General features: G+C 59.1%; 22 protein-coding genes. 10 read left to right on the top strand and 12 right to left on the bottom strand.

Going from position 1 to position 23,339, the window contains the following annotated elements; genetic code table 11:
- The 3 genes from U367_RS01000000130360 to U367_RS0127950 all read left to right on the top strand — a co-directional run.
- On the top strand, positions 1–3,153 hold a 3,153-nt coding region (locus tag U367_RS01000000130360; protein WP_032864544.1), incomplete at its 5' end, for an RHS repeat-associated core domain-containing protein.
- A complete protein-coding gene (locus U367_RS1000000131940; protein WP_154670149.1) occupies positions 3,110–3,523 on the top strand; it encodes a hypothetical protein in 414 nt (137 codons plus the stop codon). The genes U367_RS01000000130360 and U367_RS1000000131940, both read left to right, overlap by 44 nt.
- A gap of 138 nt (positions 3,524–3,661) precedes the next feature.
- On the top strand, positions 3,662–4,024 hold the full coding sequence (locus U367_RS0127950) for an Mpo1-like protein (RefSeq protein ID WP_010566540.1): 363 nt from the start codon (positions 3,662–3,664) through the stop codon (positions 4,022–4,024).
- A gap of 2 nt (positions 4,025–4,026) precedes the next feature.
- Here U367_RS0127950 and U367_RS0127945 read toward each other — a convergent pair whose 3' ends face one another.
- From U367_RS0127945 to U367_RS0127935, 3 genes are all read right to left on the bottom strand, one after another.
- Positions 4,027–4,824 carry an acyl-CoA thioesterase gene (locus tag U367_RS0127945; protein ID WP_028619504.1) on the bottom strand — a complete coding sequence of 266 codons (798 nt, stop codon included), beginning with the start codon at positions 4,822–4,824 and terminating at the stop codon, positions 4,027–4,029.
- Between the two features lie 90 nt (positions 4,825–4,914).
- Entirely contained in the window at positions 4,915–5,676 is a 762-nt protein-coding gene (locus U367_RS0127940) for a CHAD domain-containing protein (RefSeq protein ID WP_028619503.1), read from the bottom strand.
- A 44-nt stretch (positions 5,677–5,720) separates the two neighbouring features.
- Positions 5,721–5,999 carry a hypothetical protein gene (locus tag U367_RS0127935; protein ID WP_003172685.1) on the bottom strand — a complete coding sequence of 93 codons (279 nt, stop codon included), beginning with the start codon at positions 5,997–5,999 and terminating at the stop codon, positions 5,721–5,723.
- A gap of 216 nt (positions 6,000–6,215) precedes the next feature.
- Here U367_RS0127935 and U367_RS0127930 point away from each other — a divergent pair, with 216 nt between their 5' ends.
- The gene (locus U367_RS0127930; RefSeq protein ID WP_028619502.1) at positions 6,216–7,253 is read left to right on the top strand and encodes a patatin-like phospholipase family protein; all 1,038 of its coding nucleotides are present in this window, start codon (positions 6,216–6,218) and stop codon (positions 7,251–7,253) included.
- Between the two features lie 132 nt (positions 7,254–7,385).
- Here the strand turns inward: U367_RS0127930 and U367_RS0127925 are convergent, their stop codons facing one another.
- The 6 genes from U367_RS0127925 to kdpF form a co-directional block, all read right to left on the bottom strand.
- Complete coding sequence (locus tag U367_RS0127925) at positions 7,386–8,075, bottom strand: response regulator (RefSeq protein ID WP_028619501.1); 690 nt, start codon at positions 8,073–8,075, stop codon at positions 7,386–7,388.
- Between the two features lie 37 nt (positions 8,076–8,112).
- Positions 8,113–10,764 (bottom strand): sensor histidine kinase, encoded by a 2,652-nt coding sequence (locus U367_RS0127920; RefSeq protein ID WP_028619500.1) that lies wholly within the window; start codon positions 10,762–10,764, stop codon positions 8,113–8,115.
- A gap of 30 nt (positions 10,765–10,794) precedes the next feature.
- A complete protein-coding gene (kdpC, locus tag U367_RS0127915; RefSeq protein ID WP_028619499.1) occupies positions 10,795–11,340 on the bottom strand; it encodes a potassium-transporting ATPase subunit KdpC in 546 nt (181 codons plus the stop codon).
- 64 nt (positions 11,341–11,404) lie between these two features.
- Positions 11,405–13,462, bottom strand: coding sequence for a potassium-transporting ATPase subunit KdpB (gene kdpB / locus U367_RS0127910; protein WP_028619498.1), 2,058 nt, complete (start codon positions 13,460–13,462; stop codon positions 11,405–11,407).
- A 21-nt stretch (positions 13,463–13,483) separates the two neighbouring features.
- Positions 13,484–15,184, bottom strand: coding sequence for a potassium-transporting ATPase subunit KdpA (kdpA, locus tag U367_RS0127905; protein ID WP_028619497.1), 1,701 nt, complete (start codon positions 15,182–15,184; stop codon positions 13,484–13,486).
- Between the two features lie 9 nt (positions 15,185–15,193).
- A complete protein-coding gene (gene kdpF / locus U367_RS01000000130355; protein WP_003218754.1) occupies positions 15,194–15,283 on the bottom strand; it encodes a K(+)-transporting ATPase subunit F in 90 nt (29 codons plus the stop codon).
- Between the two features lie 393 nt (positions 15,284–15,676).
- On the opposite strand from kdpF, the gene eat reads away from it, so the two are divergent.
- Together eat and U367_RS1000000131230 are read left to right on the top strand one after the other, a co-directional pair.
- Positions 15,677–17,041, top strand: coding sequence for an ethanolamine permease (eat, locus tag U367_RS0127895; RefSeq protein ID WP_016975347.1), 1,365 nt, complete (start codon positions 15,677–15,679; stop codon positions 17,039–17,041).
- Between the two features lie 112 nt (positions 17,042–17,153).
- Entirely contained in the window at positions 17,154–17,321 is a 168-nt protein-coding gene (locus tag U367_RS1000000131230) for a DUF2897 family protein (RefSeq protein WP_003172675.1), read from the top strand.
- 8 nt (positions 17,322–17,329) lie between these two features.
- On the opposite strand, the gene U367_RS0127885 is transcribed toward U367_RS1000000131230, so the two are convergent.
- Both U367_RS0127885 and U367_RS0127880 read right to left on the bottom strand, forming a co-directional pair.
- Complete coding sequence (locus U367_RS0127885) at positions 17,330–18,178, bottom strand: urea carboxylase-associated family protein (RefSeq protein WP_028619496.1); 849 nt, start codon at positions 18,176–18,178, stop codon at positions 17,330–17,332.
- Positions 18,179–18,193: 15 nt separating this feature from the next.
- The gene (locus U367_RS0127880) at positions 18,194–18,838 is read right to left on the bottom strand and encodes a GntR family transcriptional regulator (RefSeq protein WP_028619495.1); all 645 of its coding nucleotides are present in this window, start codon (positions 18,836–18,838) and stop codon (positions 18,194–18,196) included.
- A 121-nt stretch (positions 18,839–18,959) separates the two neighbouring features.
- Between U367_RS0127880 and U367_RS0127875 the strand changes: the two genes are divergently transcribed.
- Positions 18,960–19,538 carry a TetR/AcrR family transcriptional regulator gene (locus U367_RS0127875; RefSeq protein WP_028619494.1) on the top strand — a complete coding sequence of 193 codons (579 nt, stop codon included), beginning with the start codon at positions 18,960–18,962 and terminating at the stop codon, positions 19,536–19,538.
- Between the two features lie 18 nt (positions 19,539–19,556).
- Here the strand turns inward: U367_RS0127875 and U367_RS0127870 are convergent, their stop codons facing one another.
- Complete coding sequence (locus U367_RS0127870) at positions 19,557–19,889, bottom strand: ComEA family DNA-binding protein (protein ID WP_028619493.1); 333 nt, start codon at positions 19,887–19,889, stop codon at positions 19,557–19,559.
- A 582-nt stretch (positions 19,890–20,471) separates the two neighbouring features.
- Between U367_RS0127870 and U367_RS0127865 the strand changes: the two genes are divergently transcribed.
- The 3 genes from U367_RS0127865 to rfbG are packed head-to-tail and all read left to right on the top strand — an operon-like array spanning position 20,472 to position 23,335.
- Positions 20,472–21,461: an FAD-binding oxidoreductase gene (locus U367_RS0127865; RefSeq protein WP_028619492.1), complete on the top strand. Its 990-nt coding sequence runs from the start codon at positions 20,472–20,474 to the stop codon at positions 21,459–21,461.
- A gap of 12 nt (positions 21,462–21,473) precedes the next feature.
- Entirely contained in the window at positions 21,474–22,247 is a 774-nt protein-coding gene (rfbF, locus tag U367_RS0127860) for a glucose-1-phosphate cytidylyltransferase (RefSeq protein ID WP_028619491.1), read from the top strand.
- Between the two features lie 2 nt (positions 22,248–22,249).
- A complete protein-coding gene (gene rfbG / locus U367_RS0127855; protein WP_028619490.1) occupies positions 22,250–23,335 on the top strand; it encodes a CDP-glucose 4,6-dehydratase in 1,086 nt (361 codons plus the stop codon).
- Positions 23,336–23,339 lie beyond the last annotated feature (4 nt).

Below are 23,339 nucleotides of genomic sequence, written 5' to 3'. Positions count from 1 at the left end.
TTGCCCGATGAGTTAGTCCTGTCTCAAGGGGCGCGCTTCTACCATTTTCGCGACGGTGTGCTGACGGCGATCAGCGATGCGTATGACAACCGGTTGCGCATTTCCCGGAATTATCTGGGGCAGATTGAGCGGCTGGATAACGGCGTGGGACGTTCGCTGTTTTTGCGCTACGCATCGGGCCGCATTGTGGCGGTGGACTACCAGATTGAGCGGGCCGTCGATGACGGTCCGTTTGTTTGGGTGACAGAGCAGAACGTTGTTTCCTACGCCTATGACGTGGCGGGTCGGTTGGTTTCTGCGACCAATGCGGTAGGCGAAAGCGAGGTTTATCGGTACGACGAGCAGCACGTCATTCTTGAGCGTGGCTTGGCCGGTGGCGCGAGTTTTTTCTGGGAGTGGGAAAGAGCTGGCAAGGCCGCGCGATGTGTCCGCCATTGGGCCAGTTTCTCGCAGATGGACACGCGGTATGCCTGGGACGATAACGGCCAGGTCACAGTGTTAAACGCCGATGGCAGCCAGGAAGTCTATGTGCATGACCAGCGGGCGCGGCTGGTGCAGCGGGTGGATCCTGACGGCGCTGAGCACTTCAAATCCTACGATGACAACGGAAGGCTGACGGTTGAGCAGGATCCGTTGGGGGCGATCACGGCCTACCAGTACGACGAAGCTGGACGTTTGGTGGCGGTGTTTCTTGGGGATGATGAGCCAACATCCTACGAGCATGACAATGGATTCGTACGGGTTGTAAGGCGGGGTCAGGCGCTCTGGAAATATGAGCGTAATGAACAGGGCGATGTTACGCGTAAGACCGATCCTGACGGCCATTCGACTGACTACAGCTACAACAAACGCGGGCAACTGACCCAGGTTTGGTATCCAGATCACAGCTGTCATCGGCTGGTCTGGAATGAGCGTGGTCAGTTGCTTGAAGAGCAGTTGCCGAATGGCGGCGTTAAGCGCTATCGCTATGACGGCCTTGGACGGCAGGCTGCGCGCGAGGATGAACATGGCGTGCTGACCCAGTATCAATGGGACGCCGCAGGCCGCTTGCTTAAACTGACTCAGCCCGGCGGTGCCACACGGGAATACAGCTACAACGCTTACGGAAAAATCACCTCCGAGCGCGATGAGCTCGGCCACGTCACCCGCTACGAATACGCCGACGGCCTGCACCTGATCAGCCGTCGCATCAACGCTGATGGCACTCAGGTCAAATACCGTTACGACAACACTCGTTTGCTGCTGACCGAAATCGAAAACGAGGTAGGCGAAACCTACCGACTCCAGTATCACGCCAACGGCCTGATCCAGCAGGAAACCGGGTTTGACGGCCAGCGCACGGCTTACCTCTACGACCTCAACGGTAACCTGCAGGAAAAGACCGAACACGGCGATGGCGGCAGTCAGCTAGTTACCCGCTACGAGCGCGACTATGCCGGTCGGCTCGTAAGAAAAACCCTGCCCGACGACAACCATGTCGATTACACCTACGACCGTCAAGGCAATCTCCTAAGTGTCGAGGATGGCCATTCGGCCCTCGCCTACGAGTACGACACGCAAAACCGCCTCACCGCCGAACACCAAGGCTGGGGCACGCTCCGCTACGGCTACGACACGTGCGGTCAGCTGCAAAAACTACGTCTACCGGACAACAACCGTCTCACCTTCAAACACGACAAAGGTGGTCACCTTTCCACGGTTGAACTGAACGGCGCGGTACTGACCTCACACCAATTCAACGCCGACCGCGAACAGCAGCGCGCGCAGGGAAAACTGCTTAGCAGCTACCAACACGATAACCAAGGACGCCTGTTCAACCAAAACATTGGCGATGCCGAAGGCCCGATGTACCGCCGTCATTACGACTACGACAAACCCGGCAACCTCACCCGTGTGCTCGACACTCGCAAAGGCGAACACAACTACCACTACGACCCGCTAAACCGCCTCACCCGCGCCGACCACTCCCAACACGTGCAGGAACGCTTCGGCCACGACCCGGCTGGTAACGTTCTCATGCAAGACCGCCCGGGCCCGGACATCGTGGCCGGCAATCGCCTGATGATCCAAGGCGACCATCATTACGACTATGACGCCTTCGGCAACCTTATCCGCGAACGACGCGGCAAAGGCCATCAACTCGTCACCGAATACCGCTACGACTGTCAGCACCGCCTGATCGGGATTAAAAAACCCAACGGCCAGACCGCCAGCTATCGCTACGACCCGTTTGGCCGCCGTATCAGCAAAACTGTTGATGGCATTACCACCGAGTTCTTCTGGCAAGGCGACAAACTGATCGCCGAACACCACGCAGACCGTCACCGCAGCTATCTCTACGAACCCGACACCTTCCGGCCGTTGGCGCTGCTGGAAGGCTTCGGTCCAAAGGAAACCAGTCACTACCACTACCAACTTGACCACCTGGGCACCCCACAGGAACTCACCGCTCAGGATGGCGAAATCGTCTGGTCCGCCCATTACCGCGCCTATGGCGAAATCACCCGTCTAGACATCAACAAAATCGACAACCCACTGCGTTTCCAAGGTCAATACTTCGACCCGGAAAGCGGACTGCACTACAACAGCCATCGCTACTACAATCCGGATATTGGTCGCTACCTGACGCCGGACCCGGTAAAGCTGGCGGGTGGGATCAACGCGTACAATTACGTGCCTAATCCGACGGGATGGATTGACCCTTTGGGCTTAAGTAATTGCCCAGAAGGAGTCACATGTAAATCGCGAGCTCGAATAGAAGAGCCATCAGACAACATCTCCGCAACGAGAGGTGAACCCCGTCCCCCTTCTGTATCAACACGTCCGACAGAGTTTGCCAACGAGCAAAAACTCAACGAGCATTACGAAAAGCACGGGGCTGAATTTCGAGTAGGAAATAGTCACGAATATTTACTCGCTGCACGTCATGTCGTAAGCAATGGTACGCCTGTGCAATATTTGTACAGGGACACACCAACGACCGGCTATGTTTTACTCATGGGAACAAATAGGACAGGGCAGGCCAAATTTGCTTTTGCAGGATCGAACACAAATGGCCATATAACCACTCTGCATACCAAAAGCGGAAAAGACTTCTGGAGAATGATAAATGGCAACCCCTCTGACAAAACAATCAGACCTTACAACAAATAACTATAAGCGGGTGCGCGTTTTAGCACTCAATGATCAGATACAAGAAGACATTACGCTGCTCATAGAGGGGACGATCATAAATTGCTTTATTAGTTACTGCCCCTATCAAATAGAAGTTGGGAAATTCTATGATGTGGAGCTGACCATAAACATTCCTGAAGATTATGTGCTTGAGCGTGCTGAGCCGAGCAGCGTGTTGGCCGAAAAGATAGATCCTGGCTATTCCTACATCCTTTACGGCGAACTCTGTGACGAGAGACTTCTCACCTTCACATCGCTGAACGACGAAGGCATACATTATGACCATCCAGAATTGAATGGGAGTTTTGTCAAATTAACGGTCGAGAGAATCGACGCCAGCTTTCACTGAAAAACTTAAAATCGAGCAGTCGTTTACATGGCAGGAGCTTGCAGTCTATGACCCCCATAGCCAGCCCCAATTCGCCCCTCCCCCCAACCCCACCTAAACTCTCTCCATGCTATTTCAACGGACAGAGGATTCACCATCATGGGCAAACGTCACCCCAATCTCCCCGCCTGGCAATGGCGTAACTACCCGCAGAACCACCAACACCCGACCAACCTGGCGTTGCACCTGATTGCCGTGCCGCTGTTCATCATCGGGTTTCTGTTGATCGTGTCCGGGGTTTTCAGCCTGAGCCTGGCCAGTTTTGCCGTGGGTGTGGTCGGGATCCTGGCCGGCTTGGCGTTGCAGCGTCATGGCCATAGCCTGGAAGCCCAGGCTAGTGAGCCGTTCAGTGACCGTAAAGATGCGGTGCAGCGCCTGGTGGTCGAGCAGTTCGTGACTTTTCCGCGCTTTGTACTAAGCGGCGGCTGGTGGCGCGCCTGGCGGCAGCGCCACCGACATTGAGGTCAGGCGAAGACCACCACGGTCTGGCGGCTGATGGCGATCAACTCGCCGGCCGGGCTCCAAAGGGCGGCAGCGGCATGGCCGTAGCCATCGCGGGCGTGTTCGATGTTGACGTAATACTGGCACCAGTCGAGGGTCGTCAGATCCTGCAAGGGCTGGATGAATTCGATGGTCCAGGTCAGGGTGCTGCCGGGTGCTGGTTTTTTCAGGTGCGGCAGCAAGGCTGGGGGCCAGGCGTCAACCAGGGCGAGGATATGCGCCTCAGTCAGTGGCTCTTCTTTGACATCGCCGCGTAAGCGAACCCAACCGCCCATGTCTCGGGATTTATTGCCGGTAAAGGGTAAGCCGCCGACACTCCAGCGCATCGCCAAATGACGCATGAACTCGGGGGTAACGCCCTTTATATAGGGCAGTTCCTGGCATTCATCCCAATGTTTGAACACCGGCGGCGCTTCGCTTTCAACCGCGATTTCCGACTCGCGGGACGCACCGAAACTGGCCTGTACCAGTGTCGCCACTTCACCGTTCTGCACCACACGGCCAAGCAATTGGCTGACGGCCTTGCCTTCGCGCAACACTTCGACTTGATAACAGGCAGGAACGTCTGGCGCTACAGGGCCGACGAAGGTGATAGCCAGCGACCGTAGCGGACGATCGGCAGGCACCTGGGCGCGCAGGGCCTCGTATTGCAACGCAGCCACCAGGCCACCAAAGGTCGCGCGGCCCTGGGCCCATTCGGCGGGGATGGTGACATCCAGCGGGTTGCTGCGGGCGGCGTCGAGCAAATCACTAAAGCGCATGGCGGTCTCACATCAAAAGAAACAGGTGAGGAATCTTAACCATCGGGCCAGCCAGGTACAGCGCCTATTCCGGCCAAAAGCCGGACCGGTTTAGAAACAATCGGCGCTGAGTTTGTCCAGCACGCGGTCCGCCTGCCCTTCTGCCTTGGCCATGGTGCGATGCCACACCGCAACACAAGGTTGCAGGTCCGCCTGATGCTCGGCCTGGACCAACCATTGCCAGCAATCGTGCCAATCTCCTAAAGCACCCTGGGCTTTTTTCAGCCGCGACATCGCGTTGGCCGGCAACTTATCCAATTCGGGATAGGCTTCGGCGGCATAACGCACCCGCTTGATCAACAACCGCAGGCGGTGTCGGTCATGATCAGGGTCTTTCAAGGCCTCACCGAGTTTCTGCCATTGTTTAGCCAGACGTTTTTCAATGCGTGGGCGCAGGCCTTTGAGCAATCTCTGATGTTCAGATGCACGGATGAAACGCGGAAAGGCATCTAGGATCAGCAGCAAATGCGCAAGCTCCGGGCTTTGCGCTACCTGACGATAGGCCTCAGATTGCAGACGCAGGCGCCGGTTGGCGGCCTCGTGATGACCATGCTGGTGCAAATACGCCGCCAGGACCTCACGGTCACGTAGCGGCGTCGTCAATTGGCCGACAGTGCTGGCGGCCAACTCAAGCTGTTCCACCCCTGGCAACCCCCGCAAGGGGCGCAACAAGCTGCGCAGACGGCGCACGGTGGTGCGCAGGTCATGCAAGGCTTCATCGTCGGTGACGGCGGCGAGGCGAGCCTGGCAGCTCAGTAACCCTACTTCCAGGCCAATGACCTGAGCGACTAACTGATCGACCAAAGCTGACATCCTGCCCTCACTGCCTGATGAAAAATCCTACTCGCTGCTGCAGGTCAACGCCCGGCGCGAGACTCACGAATATAGAACCGCGCTTTCTCGGCTTTGTTGGAGCAGCCTTCAAACGCTTCAAACTGTTGCTGGGTCTTGGCGCCCGTCAGCAGTGACAAGGCTTTAGAGTAGCTCACCGTGCCAGCAAAGCCTTCAGCCTTGGCCAGATCCAGCTCCTTCCAGGCAGCGTCCAATTGGCTGCCGCAGCTGTCGCGGTATGCGGTCTTCCCGGCACAACCGGCCAGGGCCAGCATGATCACAGGTACACACATCCAGGCTTTCATCGATGACACCTCAAAAAGAAAAAACAGTCGTACGTTGTAGACGTTGCCTACATGGAAAAGTGCCTGTCCTTAGCCTGAAATCGATTGTACCTACAGACCAGAGCATACCCGAGCACCGTGGCTATTCTGGAAAAATTTCGCAGGTCGCCTGCGAAGATTGAAGCCGCCCCCTCAATGGGTGCATTGTGAGACCCTGCCTTGGGGAGGACATGGACCATGAAGAAGCGTGTTGCCTTGGTGCTGGGTTCCGGCGGGGCCCGGGGCTACGCCCACATCGGCGTGATCGAAGAAATCGAGCGGCGCGGCTACGACATCGCTTGTATCGCCGGCTGTTCCATGGGGGCCGTGGTCGGCGGGATCTACGCCGCCGGTAAGCTGGATGATTACCGGAACTGGATTGAAAGCCTCGATTACCTCGACGTGCTGCGCCTGGTGGATGTGAGTTTTCGCCTGGGGGCGATTCGCGGTGAGAAAGTCTTCGGGCAGATCCGCAAGATTGTCGGCGAGATCAACATCGAAGAGCTGCGCATTCCCTACACCGCCGTCGCCACAGACCTGACCAACCAGCAGGAAATCTGGTTCCAGGAAGGTTGCCTGCATCAGGCCATGCGCGCCTCCGCGGCGATTCCCAGCCTGTTCACCCCGGTGATGCAAGGCAACCGCATGCTGGTCGACGGCGGCCTGCTCAACCCGCTGCCCATCGTGCCGGTGGTGTCGAGCCATTGCGACTTGATCATCGCGGTCAACCTCAACGCCACCAACCAGAAGCACTACCATCTGCCGGTGATCCAGCGCCCGCCCGCCTTCAAGAGCCGCTTTAATAACCTGGCCAAGTCACTCGGCTCGCACCTGCCATTTCGCCGCAAACAGGCCGAACAATTAATGAAGTTGGAGCAGGAAGCCTTAGAAGCCCAAGCGGCGGAGATCAACCCGTGGTTGGAGTCGGCCGAGCCGGAATCCCAACAACCCGCCGCCGCACCGGAAAAGCCGGGAGCACCAAAATCAGCGACCGGCTCGTTCATCATCGATAACGTCGGCCCGGCGTCACTGCTGGATTTGATCAACCAGAGCTTCGAGGTGATGCAGACGTCGCTGGCGCAGTACAAGATTGCCGGCTACCCACCCGACGTGCTGATCAACGTACCGAAGCGGGTCTGTCGGTTTTTCGAGTTCTACAAAGCGCCGGAGCTGATCGCGCTCGGGCGGGAAATCGCCAGTGATACGTTGGACCGGTATGAAAGTGAGCAGAGCTGAAAGAGTTGGTGTTGCTGATGGCCTCTTCGCGGGCAAGCCCGCTCCCACAGTTGACCGCGTACAGCCTGAAGAAACTCGGTCGAATGTAGGAGCGGGCTAGCCCGCGAAGAGGCCCGGCCAGACGCCTACACTCTAAGCACTCAACAACCGATACCCCACTCCCGCCTCGGTCACGATAAACCGCGGCTGGGTCGGATCATCTGCCAGTTTCTGCCGCAGGTGGCCCACGACAATGCGCAGGTAGTGGCTGTCCTCGGTATGAGTCGGCCCCCAGATGTCCTTGAGCAATTGTTGCTGGGTAATCACCCGCCCCGGATGCCGCGCCAATTGCGCCAGCACCGCGTACTCCTTGCGGGTCAGCGCCACTTCGGCACCGTCCAGCAGCACGCGGCGATAAGCCAGGTCCACCGTCAGCGGGCCAAAACGCAAGGCCGCTTCCTGGGCTTCGCCCGCTGGCGCCTGGCGTAGCAAGGCGCGCACGCGGGCGAGAAACTCCTGAATGCCGAAGGGTTTGGTGACGTAGTCATTGGCGCCACCGTCGAGGGCTTCGACTTTCTGCACTTCGCTCGCGCGTACTGACAGCACCAGCACCGGCACCGTCGACCATTCTCGAAATTCACGCAGCACTTGCTGGCCATCCATGTCCGGCAGGCCGAGGTCGAGCACCAGCAGGTCCGGTTTGCTCAACGCGGCCTGGGCCAAGCCTTCGTTGCCAGTGCCAGCCTCGATCACTTTGTAACCCTGGGAGGCCAGGCTGATGCGCAGGAATTTGCGGATCTGCGGTTCGTCATCAATGACTAAAATCGTCGCGGTCTGGCTCATGGTGTCCCATCAAAATCCGTGAAGAAAACAGGGTAGCTCATGCCTCGCGCTCCAGGCCAGGCTGTGTCGGCAGCGGCAGGAACAAGGTGATGCAGGTGCCACGCCCGTCGATACCGTCGGCCACACTGATATGTCCGCCGTGGGCCCCGACCATGCCCTGGCAGATCGCCAGGCCCAGGCCCGTGCCCTGCCCACCACGATCGCCACGGGCGGCGGTGTAGAACATGTCGAAGATCTTTGCCCGTTCTTCCTCGGGAATGCCTGGCCCCTCATCGGCCACGGCGAAAAACAGCTGATTTTCCGTAACGCCGGCGCTCAGTTGCAAGCGGCCTTGCGGGGGTGAGAAACGTGCGGCGTTTTCCAGCACATTGACCAACGCTTGCTCGATCAACGCGGCATGCACATACAACAAGGGCAACTCAGGTGGCACATCGGTGCTCACCTGCAACGGCGCCAGCACCGCACGCAGACGGCCGAGGGCGCTGCCGACGATATCGCCCGGTGACACCCAGTCCCGTGCCAGTTTCAACGCGCCATGGCCGAGGCGTGTCATGTCGAGCAAGTTCTGGATATAGCGGTCCAGGCGCTCAGCCTCATCACGGGTGCCTTCAAGCAACTCGCGGCGATCCTCCAGCGGGATGGCTTCACCGAGCGCCAGCAGGCTGTCGATGCTACCGCGCATGGACGTCAGCGGCGTGCGCAAATCGTGGGACACCGAGGCCAGCAAGGCACTGCGCAGTTGCTCGGTTTCGCCGTGCAATCGAGCGGATTCCAGCTCTTGGGCCAGTTGCGCACGCGCCAGAGCCTGGGCCAGCGGTTGGCTCAAGGCCGTGAGCAATCGACGACGTTGTCCGCTCAGCTCCAGGCCGGGTTTTGGACTGACGCCCAGCAACCCCAGCGGGCCCTCTTCGCCCGACAACGGCCACCACCACCAACGCCCGAACGGCAAGGTGCCGGTGCCCATACCCGCCGGCTGATCATGCTGCCAAGCCCAATCAGCCGCGGCGCGCTCGGCCTCGGTGAGGGTCAGCGGGCCGCCAGTTTCGATCGTCCAACCACCCTGCCCATCACGATTGACCAGGCACAGGTCCAGGTCGCTCCAGCCTTCCAAATGATGCGCAGCCGCGCTGACCACCGCCTGGCGATCGGTGGCAGCGGTGAGTTTGCGCGACAGGTCGAGCAGCTCGCTGGTTTCTTCCTGAGTGTCGCGCAACGCCTGCAATTGGCGGCGTTGGCGCGCGGCCAGGTTGCCAGTCAGCGCCGCCATCAGCAGGAAGAACAACAGCGTCAATACGTCTTCTTCACGCTGGATGGCGAAGGAAAAATTCGGCGGGATAAACAGAAAGTCATAGGTCAGGAACGACAACGCCGCGCACACCAGCGATGGCCCCAAACTACTGCGCACCGCCACCAGCAACACGGCGGCGAGAAACACCAGCGAGATATTCGGCAGCGGCAAGACGCTGGACACCGCCCACGCCACCGCAGCCGCCACCACCGTCGCTACGATCGCCAGTGCATAGTCGAACCACACCAGCCCCCGTACATCCGGCAAGCGCGGCGGTGCCGGGACGTCATCGCTGTCGAGGACGTTGATTTCCAGGCCGCGTGCATTGCGCAACAACCGCGCAGCCAAGCCACCGCCAAACAAGCGACGCCGCCAACGCATCCGCGACTGTCCCACCAGCAACAGGCTGGCGCGACGTTCAGCGGCGTGCTGGATCAGCGTCTTGGCCACCTCCCCCGCCCGCAGCAGCACTACCTCGCCCCCTAGACGCTCGGCCAGTTGCTGAGCATTCTGCAAACGCAACCGGGACTGCTCATCGCGCGCACGGCCGTTATCGATATGCACCAGGCTCCACGGCAAATGCCGACGCTGGGCAACCCGGCTGGCATGCCGCACCAGGCGCTCGGCCTGTGCATCGCCATCCACCCCCACCAACAAGCGACCACGCACCGCCGGAGCGGCCTGGCCGAGTTGGCGATAGCCCTGGGCCAAATCGTCATCCACATGGGCGGCGGCGGTTTGCATCGCCAACTCGCGCAAGGCCATGAGGTTGGTCTGGGTGAAAAACGCATCGATGGCCGCGCGGGCCTGTTCGGGCACATAGACCTTGCCGTCGCGCAGGCGCTCCAGCAGCTCGCGGGAAGGCAGGTCGATCAGCAGCAGTTCGTCAGCCTCTTGCAACACCCAGTCCGGCAGGGTTTCACGCACCTGCACGCCGGTAATGCCGCGCACTTGGTCGTTGAGGCTTTCCAGGTGCTGGACGTTGACCGTGGTGAATACGTTGATGCCGGCGGCAAGCAGTTCCTGAATGTCTTGCCAGCGCTTTTCATGGCGACTACCGGGCGCGTTACTGTGGGCCAGCTCGTCCACCAGCACCAGCTTGGGCTTGGCGGCGAGCAGGCCGTCGAGGTCCATTTCTTCAAGCATCACGCCACGGTATTCGCTGCGCAGCAAAGGCTGTTGCGGCAGGCCGCTGAGCAAGGCCTCGGTCTCGGCGCGGCCATGGGTCTCGACCACACCGGCAATCAGCCGCACGCCTTGGCGCAACTGAGTGTGCGCAGCCTGGAGCATGGCGTAGGTCTTGCCCACCCCCGGTGCGGCCCCGAGGAAGACTTTGAGCCGGCCACGGCCGTCCCGTGGCAGATCGGCTAACAAGGCATCGGCGCGGCCGGAGTCGCTCATGCGGGCAGTGTCCTTCAGGTATTGATCGGGTTACAGCTTTTCCAGGGCCATGTTCAGCGCCAGCACATTCACCACCGGCGGCCCCACCAACGGGCTTTCGATATGCTCATCGAGCAAGCGCTGCAAGGTCGACACCGGCACATTCCGCGCCGCCGCTACCCGCGCCAGTTGATAGGCAATCGCTTGTGGTGGCAAGTGTGGATCAAGACCGCTGCCAGAGGTAGTCAGCGACGCCAAAGGTACGGGCCCCTGGCCGGGTACTAGTTGCTTGTTTGCGTCATCGAAGATGCGCGTCGCCAGCGCCGGGTTACTGGGACCAAGGTTGCTGGCACTGCTGGAAACCGTCGCGTAAGCGCCCGCAGATGGGCGTGGGTGGAACCAGCTGTCACCGGTAAAATCCTGGGCGATCAGGCTGGAGCCGCGCACCTTGCCACTGTCATCGCGTACCAGGCTGCCATTGGCCTGGTCCGGGAAGGCGACTTGGGCGACGCCAGTCACGACCAGTGGGTAGGCGACGCCGGTGATCAGGGTCATGAGTACCAGCAGGCTCAGGGCCGGGCGGATCATGTTGGACATTTCGGATTCCTCAATTCGGTCATTGCAACCTGTGGGCACCCAGCTGGCACCCACAGGATTCGGGTCAAACCAGGTGCAACGCAGTCAGCAGCATGTCGATCGCCTTGATGCCCACGAATGGCACCAGGATCCCGCCCAGCCCGTAGATCAGCAGGTTGCGGCGCAGCAACGCCGCCGCACTCGCCGCTTGCACACGCACACCGCGCAGCGCCAACGGAATCAGCACCACGATGATCAATGCGTTGAACACAATGGCCGAGAGAATCGCGCTCTGTGGGCTCTGCAGGTGCATCACGTTGAGCACGCCCAATTGTGGGTAGATCGAGGCGAACAGCGCCGGCAAGATCGCGAAGTACTTGGCCACGTCGTTGGCAATGGAGAAGGTGGTCAGCGCGCCACGGGTCACCAGCAATTCCTTGCCGATCTGCACCACGTCCAGCAGCTTGGTCGGATCGCTGTCGAGGTCGACCATGTTGGCGGCCTCGCGGGCGGCCTGGGTGCCGTCATTCATTGCCATGCCGACGTCAGCCTGGGCCAGCGCCGGGGCGTCGTTGGCGCCGTCGCCACACATTGCCACCAAGCGGCCGTCGTTCTGTTCATGACGAATGCGCGCGAGTTTTTTCTCCGGGGTGGCTTCGGCCAGCACGTCGTCGACGCCCGCTTCGGCAGCAATCGCTGCAGCGGTCAGCGGGTTGTCGCCAGTGACCATCACGGTGCGAATGCCCAGCTTGCGCAGCTCGGCGAAACGCTCACGGATGCCGGGCTTGACCACGTCCTTCAGGTGAATCGCACCGAGCAACTTGCCATCAGCACACACCAGCAACGGTGTACCGCCGCTTTGGGCGATCTTGTCGATTTCCCGCGACAGTGCTGGCAGCAAGTCGCGCCGTTGCTGACCGATGAACGCCAGCAGCGAATCCACCGCGCCTTTGCGGAACACACGGCCCTGGTAGTCGACCCCGGACAAACGGGTTTCCGCACTGAACGGCACAGCGGTCAGCTCATCCGCAGAGGGCTCGGCCTGCGGATGCAAGGCGCGCAGGTATTCGACAATGGATTTACCTTCCGCCGTGTCATCCGCCAAGGACGCAAACAACGCGCCTTCGGCCACTTCCTTGCCGGTGACGCCAGGCGCTGCGACCACCGCCGCACACCGACGGTTACCAAAAGTGATAGTGCCGGTCTTGTCCAGCAGCAACACATGCACGTCACCCGCCGCTTCCACGGCGCGGCCGGACTTGGCGATCACATTGAGGCGCACCAGGCGGTCCATGCCGGCGATGCCGATGGCCGACAGCAAACCACCAATGGTTGTAGGAATCAGCGTGACCAGCAGTGCGACTAGGAACACCAGGGGCAAGCTGCCATTGGCGAAGTGGGCGAAGGGTTGCAGGGTCACCACCACCAACAGGAAGATCAGGGTCAGGCCGATCAGCAGGATATCCAGCGCGACTTCGTTGGGGGTTTTCTGGCGTTTGGCACCTTCCACCAAGGCGATCATGCGGTCCAGGGTCGACTCACCCGGGTTGGCGGTGATGCGGATCAGCAACCAGTCCGACACCAGGCGGGTGTTGCCGGTGACGGCCGAACGGTCGCCACCGGACTCGCGGATCACCGGTGCGGATTCGCCGGTGATCGCCGCTTCGTTGACCGCCGCGATCCCTTCGATGACTTCGCCGTCACCGGGGATCATTTCCCCGGCGGCAACGCGCACCACGTCGCCTTTGCGCAGGCTGGTGGCCGGTACGACCTTGAAGCTGCCATCGGCCTCTTTGCGGCGAGCGCTCAGGCCTTCACTGCCAGCCTTGAGGCTGTCGGCACGGGCCTTGCCACGCCCTTCGGCCAAGGCTTCGGCGAAGTTGGCGAACAGCACGGTGAACCACAGCCAGACCGCGATTTGCACCGCGACATAGGTGGGCACGGCGGTGTCAGGCACGAAGCACAGCACGGTGGTGAGAATGGCCGTCAACTCGACCACCAGCATCACCGGCGAGCGTTGCAGTTGACGCGGATCCAGCTTGACGAACGCCTGGACCAGCGCCGGACGCCACAGGGCGGAGATGGCAGTTTTGGCAGGCTCCTGGGTTTGCACCGGAGCCGCATTTTTTGCAGGCATATTCATTTTCATATCCCCTTTAGCTCTTTATTTAGGAGCAGCCATGCTCAAGTGTTCAGCAATTGGCCCCAGTGCCAGCGTCGGCAGGAAGGTCAGGCCGCCCACCAGCAAAATGGTCACGGTCAACAGGGTCACGAACAGCGGGCCGTGGGTTGGGAAGCTGTTCTGGCCAATCGGTGCGGTCTTCTTCATCGCCAGGCTGCCGGCCAGGGCCAGTACCGGGAGGATGTAGCCGAAGCGGCCGATCAACATGCCCAGGCCCAGCATCAGGTTATGAAACGGCGTGTTGGCACTGAAGCCGCCGAACGCCGAGCCGTTGTTGGCACTGGCCGAGGTGTAGGCATAAAGCAACTGGCTGAAACCATGAGGGCCAGGGTTACTGATGGCACCGGCCGGACCTGGCAGGCTCGCGGCAATGGCGCCGAGCACCAGCACGCCCACCGGCATGACCAGCAAGGTCACCACCAGCAATTGCACTTCCTTAGCCTGCAGTTTCTTGCCCAGGTATTCCGGCGTGCGACCAATCATCAGGCCGGCGAGGAACACCGCGATCAGCACGTTGAGCAACATGCCGTACATACCTGCGCCGACGCCGCCAAAGATCACTTCGCCGACCATCATGTTGACCAGCGCAACCATTCCGCTAAGGGGGCTGAGGCTGTCCTGCATGCCGTTGACCGAACCGTTGGACGCCGCCGTCGTGGTCACCGACCACAGCACCGTACCGGTGGTGCCAAAGCGTGCTTCCTTGCCTTCCAGCGGCGCGGTTTGCTCCACGGCGGGATTGTTCAGGGTCGGGTTGGGCTGGTATTCGGCCCACAGCGAGGTCGCGCCACCAATCAGGAACAGAGCCAGCATGCAGCCAAGGATCGCGCGGCTTTGGCGCAGGTCCTTCACGTAGTGGCCGAAGGTGAACACCAGGGCCACCGGGATCAGGATGATTGCGGCCAGCTCGAACAGGTTGGCCCAGGCAGTCGGGTCTTCAAACGGATGCGCCGAGTTGACGCCAAAGAAGCCACCGCCGTTGGTGCCCAATTGCTTGATCGCAATCTGGCTGGCCGCCGGGCCCAGGGGGATCACTTGATCCGCACCTTGCATCGTCACGGCATCTACATAGTGAGCGAAGGTTTGCGGTACGCCCTGCCACACCAGGAACAACGCCAGCACCAGGCACAACGGCAGCAGGCCATAGAGGGTGGCGCGTGTCATATCAACCCAGAAGTTACCCAAGGTCTTGGTGGATTTGCGACCGATCCCACGACACAAAGCGACCAGCACTGCCAGACCGGTGGCCGCACTGACGAAGTTCTGCACGGTCAGGCCCGCCATCTGGCTGAGATAACTCAGGGACGCCTCACCGCTGTAGGACTGCCAGTTGGTGTTGGTCATGAAACTGACCGCCGTGTTGAAGGCCAAGGTCCATTCCTGACCTGGCAATTTCTGCGGGTTCAGTGGGAGATAGTCCTGGAACAACAGGATCGCGAACAACAGCACAAAGCCTGCGAGGTTGAACGCAAGCAAGGCCAGCATGTATTTCTGCCAGCTTTGTTCTTGATGCTCATCCACGCCGGACAGGCGATAACAGGCACGCTCCACCGGGCCAAATAACGGCGTGAGCCAGGTGCGCTGCCCTTCCATCACCTTGTAATAGAACCGCCCCAGGAACGGGGCCGGCACCAGCACCACCGCAAAGAAGGCAATGATCAGCCAATAGTCATAACTGTGCATGGCCCGCTCCTAGTTCCGATCCGCGCGTAATAGCGCAACCAGCAGATAAATGAACAGCGCCACGGCCAATAGCAGTGACACCCCGTCCAGAACGCTCATGGAAGTCTCTCCGTTTAGCGGCGAGTGCCGCGTGTGGGGCAATTGTCGGCAGGAGTGGTGTAAAGGAACGAGAGCGAGGGTATGGGCGGGGCGTAAAGACGGCGTAAAGAGTGGGTTTATGCGGGGTTTACAGGGAGATTTGTAGTGGATGGGAAGGCCTCATCGCGGGCAAGCCCGGCTCCCACAGCGGAATGCGCTCAAGTGTGGGAGCCGGGCTTGCCCGCGATGACGGCAGTTGCAACACCACCGCACTCAACTGGTGCAAGGCTGGAAAGATTCAAACGCTAAACCATCCCCCACACGACAGTTGCTCCGCTTTACGACAATGATTCTCAGGCTGGCATGCACGCTGCAACACCTTGAATCATTCCAAACCGTTCAGGGAGCAACACAATGAATACACAACTCAAACCCACCTTGGGCACCCTGCATTTATGGGGCATCGCCGTCGGGCTGGTGATTTCCGGCGAATACTTCGGCTGGAGCTATGGCTGGGGCGTCGCAGGGACCCTGGGCTTTCTGGTCACGTCCTTGATGGTCGCTGCGATGTATACCTGCTTTATCTTCAGTTTCACCGAACTGACTACGGCGATTCCTCACGCAGGAGGGCCTTTTGCCTACAGCCGTCGCGCTTTTGGTGAAAAAGGCGGACTGATCGCGGGACTCGCAACCTTGATCGAATTTGTCTTCGCACCACCTGCGATCGCCTTGGCCATCGGCGCCTATCTTAATGTGCAATTTCCGGCGCTGGACCCGAAACATGCGGCCGTCGGTGCTTATATTGTGTTCATGGGCCTGAACATCCTCGGCGTCAAACTCGCCGCCACCTTTGAACTGGTGGTGTGTGTGCTCGCCGTCGCCGAGTTGCTGGTGTTCATGGGCGTCGTCGCACCTGCGTTCAGCTTCAGCAACTTCGCCCTGAACGGCTGGGCCGGCTCAGACACCTTTGGCGCACCCGCAATTGCCGGAATGTTTGCCGCGATTCCGTTCGCTATCTGGTTCTTCCTCGCCATTGAAGGCGCGGCCATGGCGGCTGAAGAAGCGAAAGATCCGAAGCGCACCATTCCAAAAGCCTACATCAGCGGCATCCTGACCCTGGTGATCCTGGCCATGGGCGTGATGTTCTTCGCGGGCGGCGTGGGCGACTGGCGCACCCTGTCCAACATCAACGATCCCTTGCCACAAGCCATGAAAACCGTGGTGGGTGACAGCTCCGGCTGGCTGCACATGCTGGTGTGGATCGGCCTGTTTGGCCTGGTAGCCAGTTTCCACGGCATCATCCTCGGCTACTCGCGGCAGTTCTTCGCCCTGGCACGCGCCGGCTACCTGCCGTCTTTCCTCGCCAAACTGTCGCGTTTTCAGACACCGCACCGGGCAATTATCGCCGGGGGCGTGGTCGGCATCGCAGCGATCTATAGCGACGGCCTGATCAACCTGGGCGGCATGACGTTGACCGCAGCGATGATCACCATGGCAGTGTTCGGCGCCATCGTGATGTACATCATGAGCATGCTCAGCCTGTTCAAACTGCGTAAGAGCGAACCGCTGCTGGAGCGTACCTTCCGCGCACCGGGTTACCCCATCGTGCCGGGCATTGCATTGGTACTGGCGGTGGTGTGCCTGGTAGCCATGGCCTGGTTCAACGCGCTGATCGGGCTGATCTTCCTGGGCTTTATGGTGGTGGGGTTTGCCTACTTCCAGATGACTGCGCAAGACCGTGCCGATGCACCGGCAGATGCGATGTTGACCGGGCTCTGATCTACTGAGAGGCAGAACGGGCCTACACTGAACTAGTAAGAAAGCCCGTCACTCAAAGCAGTTATTCCCGTGGGAAAGTTCTCCCACGGCAATCTGCCTCAAGGAGAGCCTTATGCCGTGGTATGCGTGGTTGATTATGGTAGTTGCGATCGGATCGATCGTCGGTGGGCTGATGATGCTGCGAGACAGCGCCAACAAAGTCGAACTCACCGACGAACAGCGCAAGCGCGTGGCCGAGCGCAACGCCCAGGCGGATGCCAAGGACGCGCAGGACCGCTGAACCTTGGGTTACTCCCAAGCCGCCTTGGCAATATGCAACCCGTGCTGCCCCTTATAGGCGGCACGTTCCGGCTGGCTCCAGCCGTTAAGCAACTCATCCTCCAGCTTGTATATCTCAACCCCCAGCGGACGGCACACCGTCAGCGGATCCTGTGCCTGCGGCCCCCACATCGGCAGCGACAGGTCCCCGCCGGGGCACGTCGACAACGCACACAGCAAATCAATCTCGGCAAAGAACTCAAGGTAATCGCCCTTCTGTGCCGGGCAAGCCTTCATGAAATACATGTCGTCATGATTGAGGCCGGTGCACTGGAAAATATTCAATACGTCATGCACGTCGAACTCGGTCAGACCGTGGGGCAAAACCGCGCGGGTCAGGTTCGAATGGCAATGGTGGTGGAAGTCTTCGCCGGTCAGCATGCGGTTCACATAGGGATCGCAACGCGTACCCAGCAAGTCGTGCAAGCGCCCGCCATGTTCGTCTATACCGTAGCTGGCCAGGCTATCGTCGGTGATTGTCACCAAAGGCCGCAGAAATGGCAGGTTCGACCATAACCGGTCATGGGTGCTGACATGGGCGCCCTGCAATTGGCGTGTACGTGCAGCCCACAATCGCTCGCGAGGGTCGTTGGCGTTCCACACATTGAAATCACCCACCTGCGGGCCGACCGGCGTGGTCACGCGGAACACGTGCCCGGCCGGCACTTTCCACGCCCTGCCCGTACGGATCGGCACTTCGAACTGCTCGATCAATGTGCGTTGCTGTTTTCGATCACGAATACGCTCGTAAAACGCCGTGTCGACCTGCAGCGCCGAACCTTTACTGACTTGGTACGCGGCCGGATAGTCTTTGTACATGGTGCAGATCCTCAATCAGGGGCGGTTAAACAAGGCCAACGACAGGCGTTCCGAATCATCCAGGTACAGGCTCATTGCCTCCCCTGCCGCCGGTTTATCCTGCTGGGCCAATAAGGTGAAAATTTCACGATCGCGCTCCAACCACGGTGATTGAAAACGCTGTTCATCAGGCGCGGCGCAAAACACCAGACGCAGTTGAGCGATGACTTGGGCAAAAAACTCATCGAACAAAGGGCTGCGCATCAACCCGACAATCTGCTGGTGAAACACCAGGCTGTGAGTGGCGACCGCACGCCAGTCCTCGCGCTCACGGGCCAGGGTGGTTGCGTCGATGGCGTTTTGCATGTGTTCGGATTGGGCCGCTGTCAAAGGACCGCTTTGGGCGATGGACTGCAGTTCCAAGGTGCGACGGACTACGAACAAATCACGCACTTCCTCTCGTTCCAGTCTTCGGACCATGACCCCTTTGTTGCGCACATAGCGGGTCAACCCTTCTTGCCCCAAACGGTGCAACGCCTCGCGGATGGTGTTGCGTGAGGCGTTGTAGGCCTTCACCAGCTCCACTTCGACCAACGGCATGCCGGGCAGCAACCGCCCACCGATGATGTCAGCACGCAGCTCCAGGGCGATCTGGTCGGCTAAAGACAAGCTGAGTGTCATGACCACCTCGCGATTGTTGAACAATCTTCTGCGTTAGAGGTAATCACGTTTCATGCCAATGTGCATGGATGAAAAAAGGCCCAAGTTGGTTAAGATGCCAGCCTGTAACCGAGGCCACCCCATGCGTTATTCATCCGACCACAAAGCCCAGACTCACCAACGCATTATCAAAGAAGCCTCCGCCCGCTTTCGTCGCGACGGTATTTGCGCGACTGGCTTACAGCCGCTGATGAAGGCGCTGAACCTTACTCATGGTGGGTTTTATGCGCATTTCAAATCCAAGGATGAGTTGGTGGAGAAGGCGCTGCAGTCGGCTGCGGCAGAGCTGGATGCCTATTGCGAAATGCTGTTCAGCCAGGAACGGCCGCTGGAAGCATTTATTGACAGTTACCTCTCGGAATGGCACCTGACGTCTCCAGACCAAGGCTGCCCGCTGCCGACCATGTCGTCCGAACTGGGCCTGAGGGGCCAGCACAGTCCGACGACGGATGCGGTGCTTAAGGCCCGACTGAATCAGATTGAAGCCGCGCTGGAAAACCCGAATGCCGATCGGCAGAGCCTGGTAATGATGTCGACGCTGGTGGGTGCATTGGTGCTGGCTAGAAGTGTCAAAAGCACAGAGTTGGCGACGCGCATCATGGACGTGGTGCGGGAAAGCTTGAAGACGCAAGTGCACAATGTTGAAAAGGCCGATCAATGACCGGCCTCCTTTCTTGCCTTACTTGATCACGATCCTTTCGCGGTTCTTCTCCAGCAAAGCCTTGCCGATACCTTTTACTTCCAGTAACTCGTCCACCGCGGTGAACGGACCGTTGCTTTCGCGATAGGCGATGATCGCCTTGGCCTTGGCAGCCCCGATGCCGAAGAGATCACGGCGCAGGGTTTCAGCATCGGCGGCGTTCAGGTTGACCTTGGCGGATTGCTCGGCCTGACGCGTTTGCGCGGAGAGGGGGGCTGGCGCTTCAGGCTTGATGGACGGCGCTGCGGTGGTGGCTACGGAGATGCTGGTGAGAAAGGCAAAGATAAGGGAGGAAATATAGATGTTTTGCATTGGTGACGCTCCATGACATCGATAAGAGAAAAGCAGCTTTTCCGAAGCTGCCTTTCTACGTTAGGTCATGTTTGGGACGAGTCAAAAATGGGAAGATTACTGGGTATTACTCTGCCGACCCTGCAGTCAGTAGAGCCTGCATTTCCAGTTAAGGCCCCAAGCAGGTAGAATCGCGATTACTTACGGAAAAATCAGCTCGAACGCACATGAAGATTGCCCCCTTGTGCGATCGTGGTGATCTTGAAACCTATTACTTCTGGCAGCCGGGCGTTTGAATATCCGGCGCTAGGCACATTAAAAACACCGTCCGTCGGACAGTACACTGACGGCCAAATGCCGCCATGGAACAACCGTTCCCGGGCAGCCTGGTTTTCTGCCTTAACCTATATCAAAAATGCCCTAGGCCTGGGTATGTAGTCTGCGCGCTGAATGCCTTATGCCTTCGCACTTTCAGCGCAACGACGAGAGGAGATGTAAACGTACATGGGTATCAAAAGTATGTCGCAGTTGTGTGCAAGAGCCTACGTCCAATGGGATGGACGGATCTCTTATGACGCCCTCCCCGAGCGTGGTGTCTGACACATGTCGATTGTCACGCTCTCGAACCACAAGACATTTACGGCGGAATCCGGAAAAAGCCTTCTGGATTGTGCGAAGTCCCAAGGGACTGTACTCGAGTATAGCTGCCGTAACGGTCGATGCGGCGTATGCAAGGCTAACGTTATCCAGGGCGAAACTGAGCTGGTTCAGCCCGAACTGGCACTGACGGAAGAAGAGCGTTCTTCGGGAACCATCCTGACATGCTGCCGAGCCGCGATCACCGACGTTGAACTGGATATCGAAGACCTTGGGTTATTGGCTGATATTCAGATCAAAACCATGCCTTGTCGCCTCGACACCTTGGAACGCCTTGCAGACGATGTCGTACGAGTAGTGCTTAGAACACCGCCCAGAAGTGCGTTGTTCTACCTTCCCGGGCAATACATCGATGTCATTGGAAAGGACGGCGTACGCCGTAGTTACTCCATTGCCAACGCCGTCCGTGAGGATGCCAAGCTCGAACTGCATATTCGCCAAGTCGCCAATGGGGTCATGAGTCAATATTGGTTTGACGAAGCCCAAGCCAACGATCTACTGCGGCTGGAAGGCCCTCTGGGAACGTTCTGCCTGCGCGATGCCCGGACTACGAACCTGGTGTTCATGGCTACCGGAACGGGGATTGCACCTGTCAAGGCCATGCTCGAAGCATTGGCGGCCGCGCCTGAATCAATTAGCAATAAGCGTATCTATGTATATTGGGGCGGTCGCACGGAGGCAGACCTGTATTGGCACCTCGACTTCCCGACACTGGACCTGATCTACCGGCCCACTCTTTCTCGTGCGAATGCACAGTGGTCAGGTGCAACGGGCTACATCCAACAAGCAGTACTTGCAGAAAACCTTGACCTCGCGGATACCTCGGTCTACGCGTGTGGCTCTGAAGCCATGATTCATACGGCGCGCGAAGTGCTGACACAGGCTGGCCTGCCCCTCAAACATTTCCATTCTGATGCCTTTGTAAGCTCGAATTGAACCGGAGACAGCATGAAAGCAGTTATTTTGGCCGGTGGCCTGGGAACACGGCTCAGCGAAGAAACCAGTTTGCGCCCAAAACCAATGGTGGAAATCGGCGGCAAGCCTATCCTCTGGCACATCATGAAGATGTACTCCGCACACGGCATCAATGACTTCATTATCTGCTGTGGCTACAAGGGATATGTGATCAAGGAGTACTTTGCCAACTACTTCCTCCACATGTCCGACGTCACTTTCAACATGCGCGACAACACCATGAAGGTGCACGACCAACGTGCTGAAGACTGGAACATCACTCTGGTCGACACCGGCGACGAGTCCATGACCGGTGGTCGCCTGCGTCGTGTCGCCGACTATGTCAAGGACGAAGAAGCTTTTTGCTTCACGTATGGTGACGGCGTCAGCGACATCAATATCAGCGCCACCCTGGACTTCCACAAGTCACATGGCAAGGCCGCGACACTTACCGCAACCTATCCGCCTGGTCGTTTCGGTGCCTTGGATATCCAGCAGGGCCAAGTGATGAATTTCAAGGAAAAACCCAAAGGTGATGGCGCACTGATCAACGGCGGTTTTTTCGTGTTGAAGCCTGAAGTACTCCAGTACCTGAAGGACGACAGTACGACCTGGGAACAGGAACCACTGATGAACCTGGCAGCAGAGGGCCAACTGATGGCCTATGAACACCCAGGGTTCTGGCAACCGATGGACACGCTGCGCGACAAACACTACTTGGAAGAGCTTTGGCAGTCCGGCAAAGCCCCTTGGAAAACCTGGGCTTGAACATGACGTCGACCGTTTCCCCAGCCTTTTGGCGAGGCAAAAAAGTCTTCCTGACCGGCCACACTGGATTCAAGGGCAGTTGGCTGTCTTTATGGCTGACCAGCATGGGCGCACAGGTGAAAGGTTTTTCCCTGGCACCACCGACCCACCCTGCCCTGTTCGTCGAGGCCAAGGTGGCCCAAGGCATGGAGTCGGAGCAAGGCGATATTCGTGATCGCGCGGTAATCGCCCAAAGCATGGTGAGCTTTAACCCCGACGTGCTGATCCATATGGCAGCGCAACCGTTGGTCCGTTTGTCCTACCGCGAACCGGTCGAGACCTACGCTACCAACGTGATGGGCACCCTGCATGTGCTGGAAGCCGCCCGCCAATGCCCGAACCTGCGGGCTATCGTCAACGTCACCACCGACAAATGCTACGAAAACCGTGAATGGGAATGGGGTTATCGTGAAGACGAACCCATGGGCGGCCATGACCCGTACAGCAACAGCAAGGGGTGCGTGGAACTGATCACCAGCGCCTACCGCAAATCGTTTTTCAACAACCCGCAAGGTGCCGCGCTGGCGTCCGGCAGGGCCGGCAACGTGATTGGCGGAGGCGATTGGGCAGAGGACCGGCTGATACCTGATATCCTCAGTGCCTTCGAGAAAGGTCAACCCGTCACAATACGCAATCCAAAATCGACCCGGCCATGGCAACACGTGCTGGAACCGCTGAGTGGTTACCTTGTGTTGGCTGAACATCTCTGGACCCATGGGCATCGTTTTGCCCAGGGCTGGAACTTCGGCCCCAAGGATGAAGACGCACGCCCAGTGGAGTGGATCCTTGACCACATGGTGCAGGCTTGGGGTACAGACGCCCATTGGCAACTGGATCAGGACGCGCAACCGCATGAGGCCAACTACCTCAAGCTGGATATTTCCAAGGCGCGCGCCCACTTGCACTGGGCACCCAGCTGGAACCTCGAGACCACGCTCGCCCGAATAGTTAACTGGCATCGCGCCTGGTTGAGCGGCAACGACATGCAGGCCCATTGCCTGGAAGAAATCAATGCCTACATGCTCGCCATGCAGGCCGGCAACAACTAACTCT

It is taken from the genome of Pseudomonas canadensis (assembly GCF_000503215.1).
GTDB lineage: Bacteria > Pseudomonadota > Gammaproteobacteria > Pseudomonadales > Pseudomonadaceae > Aquipseudomonas > Aquipseudomonas canadensis.
Note: the sequence above shows the minus strand (reverse complement) of the source record. Positions and strands in the feature narration are given on the sequence as shown.

What these genes read in the sequence shown, in the direction of transcription:
- U367_RS1000000131940 (WP_154670149.1), top strand. Translation starts at nt 3,110, where the DNA reads ATGGCAACCCCTCTGACAAAACAATCAGACCTTACAACAAATAACTAT.
- U367_RS0127950 (WP_010566540.1), top strand. Translation starts at nt 3,662, where the DNA reads ATGGGCAAACGTCACCCCAATCTCCCCGCCTGGCAATGGCGTAACTAC.
- U367_RS0127945 (WP_028619504.1), bottom strand. Translation starts at nt 4,824, where the DNA reads ATGCGCTTTAGTGATTTGCTCGACGCCGCCCGCAGCAACCCGCTGGAT.
- U367_RS0127940 (WP_028619503.1), bottom strand. Translation starts at nt 5,676, where the DNA reads ATGTCAGCTTTGGTCGATCAGTTAGTCGCTCAGGTCATTGGCCTGGAA.
- U367_RS0127935 (WP_003172685.1), bottom strand. Translation starts at nt 5,999, where the DNA reads ATGAAAGCCTGGATGTGTGTACCTGTGATCATGCTGGCCCTGGCCGGT.
- U367_RS0127930 (WP_028619502.1), top strand. Translation starts at nt 6,216, where the DNA reads ATGAAGAAGCGTGTTGCCTTGGTGCTGGGTTCCGGCGGGGCCCGGGGC.
- U367_RS0127925 (WP_028619501.1), bottom strand. Translation starts at nt 8,075, where the DNA reads ATGAGCCAGACCGCGACGATTTTAGTCATTGATGACGAACCGCAGATC.
- U367_RS0127920 (WP_028619500.1), bottom strand. Translation starts at nt 10,764, where the DNA reads ATGAGCGACTCCGGCCGCGCCGATGCCTTGTTAGCCGATCTGCCACGG.
- kdpC (WP_028619499.1), bottom strand. Translation starts at nt 11,340, where the DNA reads ATGTCCAACATGATCCGCCCGGCCCTGAGCCTGCTGGTACTCATGACC.
- kdpB (WP_028619498.1), bottom strand. Translation starts at nt 13,462, where the DNA reads ATGAATATGCCTGCAAAAAATGCGGCTCCGGTGCAAACCCAGGAGCCT.
- kdpA (WP_028619497.1), bottom strand. Translation starts at nt 15,184, where the DNA reads ATGCACAGTTATGACTATTGGCTGATCATTGCCTTCTTTGCGGTGGTG.
- kdpF (WP_003218754.1), bottom strand. Translation starts at nt 15,283, where the DNA reads ATGAGCGTTCTGGACGGGGTGTCACTGCTATTGGCCGTGGCGCTGTTC.
- eat (WP_016975347.1), top strand. Translation starts at nt 15,677, where the DNA reads ATGAATACACAACTCAAACCCACCTTGGGCACCCTGCATTTATGGGGC.
- U367_RS1000000131230 (WP_003172675.1), top strand. Translation starts at nt 17,154, where the DNA reads ATGCCGTGGTATGCGTGGTTGATTATGGTAGTTGCGATCGGATCGATC.
- U367_RS0127885 (WP_028619496.1), bottom strand. Translation starts at nt 18,178, where the DNA reads ATGTACAAAGACTATCCGGCCGCGTACCAAGTCAGTAAAGGTTCGGCG.
- U367_RS0127880 (WP_028619495.1), bottom strand. Translation starts at nt 18,838, where the DNA reads ATGACACTCAGCTTGTCTTTAGCCGACCAGATCGCCCTGGAGCTGCGT.
- U367_RS0127875 (WP_028619494.1), top strand. Translation starts at nt 18,960, where the DNA reads ATGCGTTATTCATCCGACCACAAAGCCCAGACTCACCAACGCATTATC.
- U367_RS0127870 (WP_028619493.1), bottom strand. Translation starts at nt 19,889, where the DNA reads ATGCAAAACATCTATATTTCCTCCCTTATCTTTGCCTTTCTCACCAGC.
- U367_RS0127865 (WP_028619492.1), top strand. Translation starts at nt 20,472, where the DNA reads ATGTCGATTGTCACGCTCTCGAACCACAAGACATTTACGGCGGAATCC.
- rfbF (WP_028619491.1), top strand. Translation starts at nt 21,474, where the DNA reads ATGAAAGCAGTTATTTTGGCCGGTGGCCTGGGAACACGGCTCAGCGAA.
- rfbG (WP_028619490.1), top strand. Translation starts at nt 22,250, where the DNA reads ATGACGTCGACCGTTTCCCCAGCCTTTTGGCGAGGCAAAAAAGTCTTC.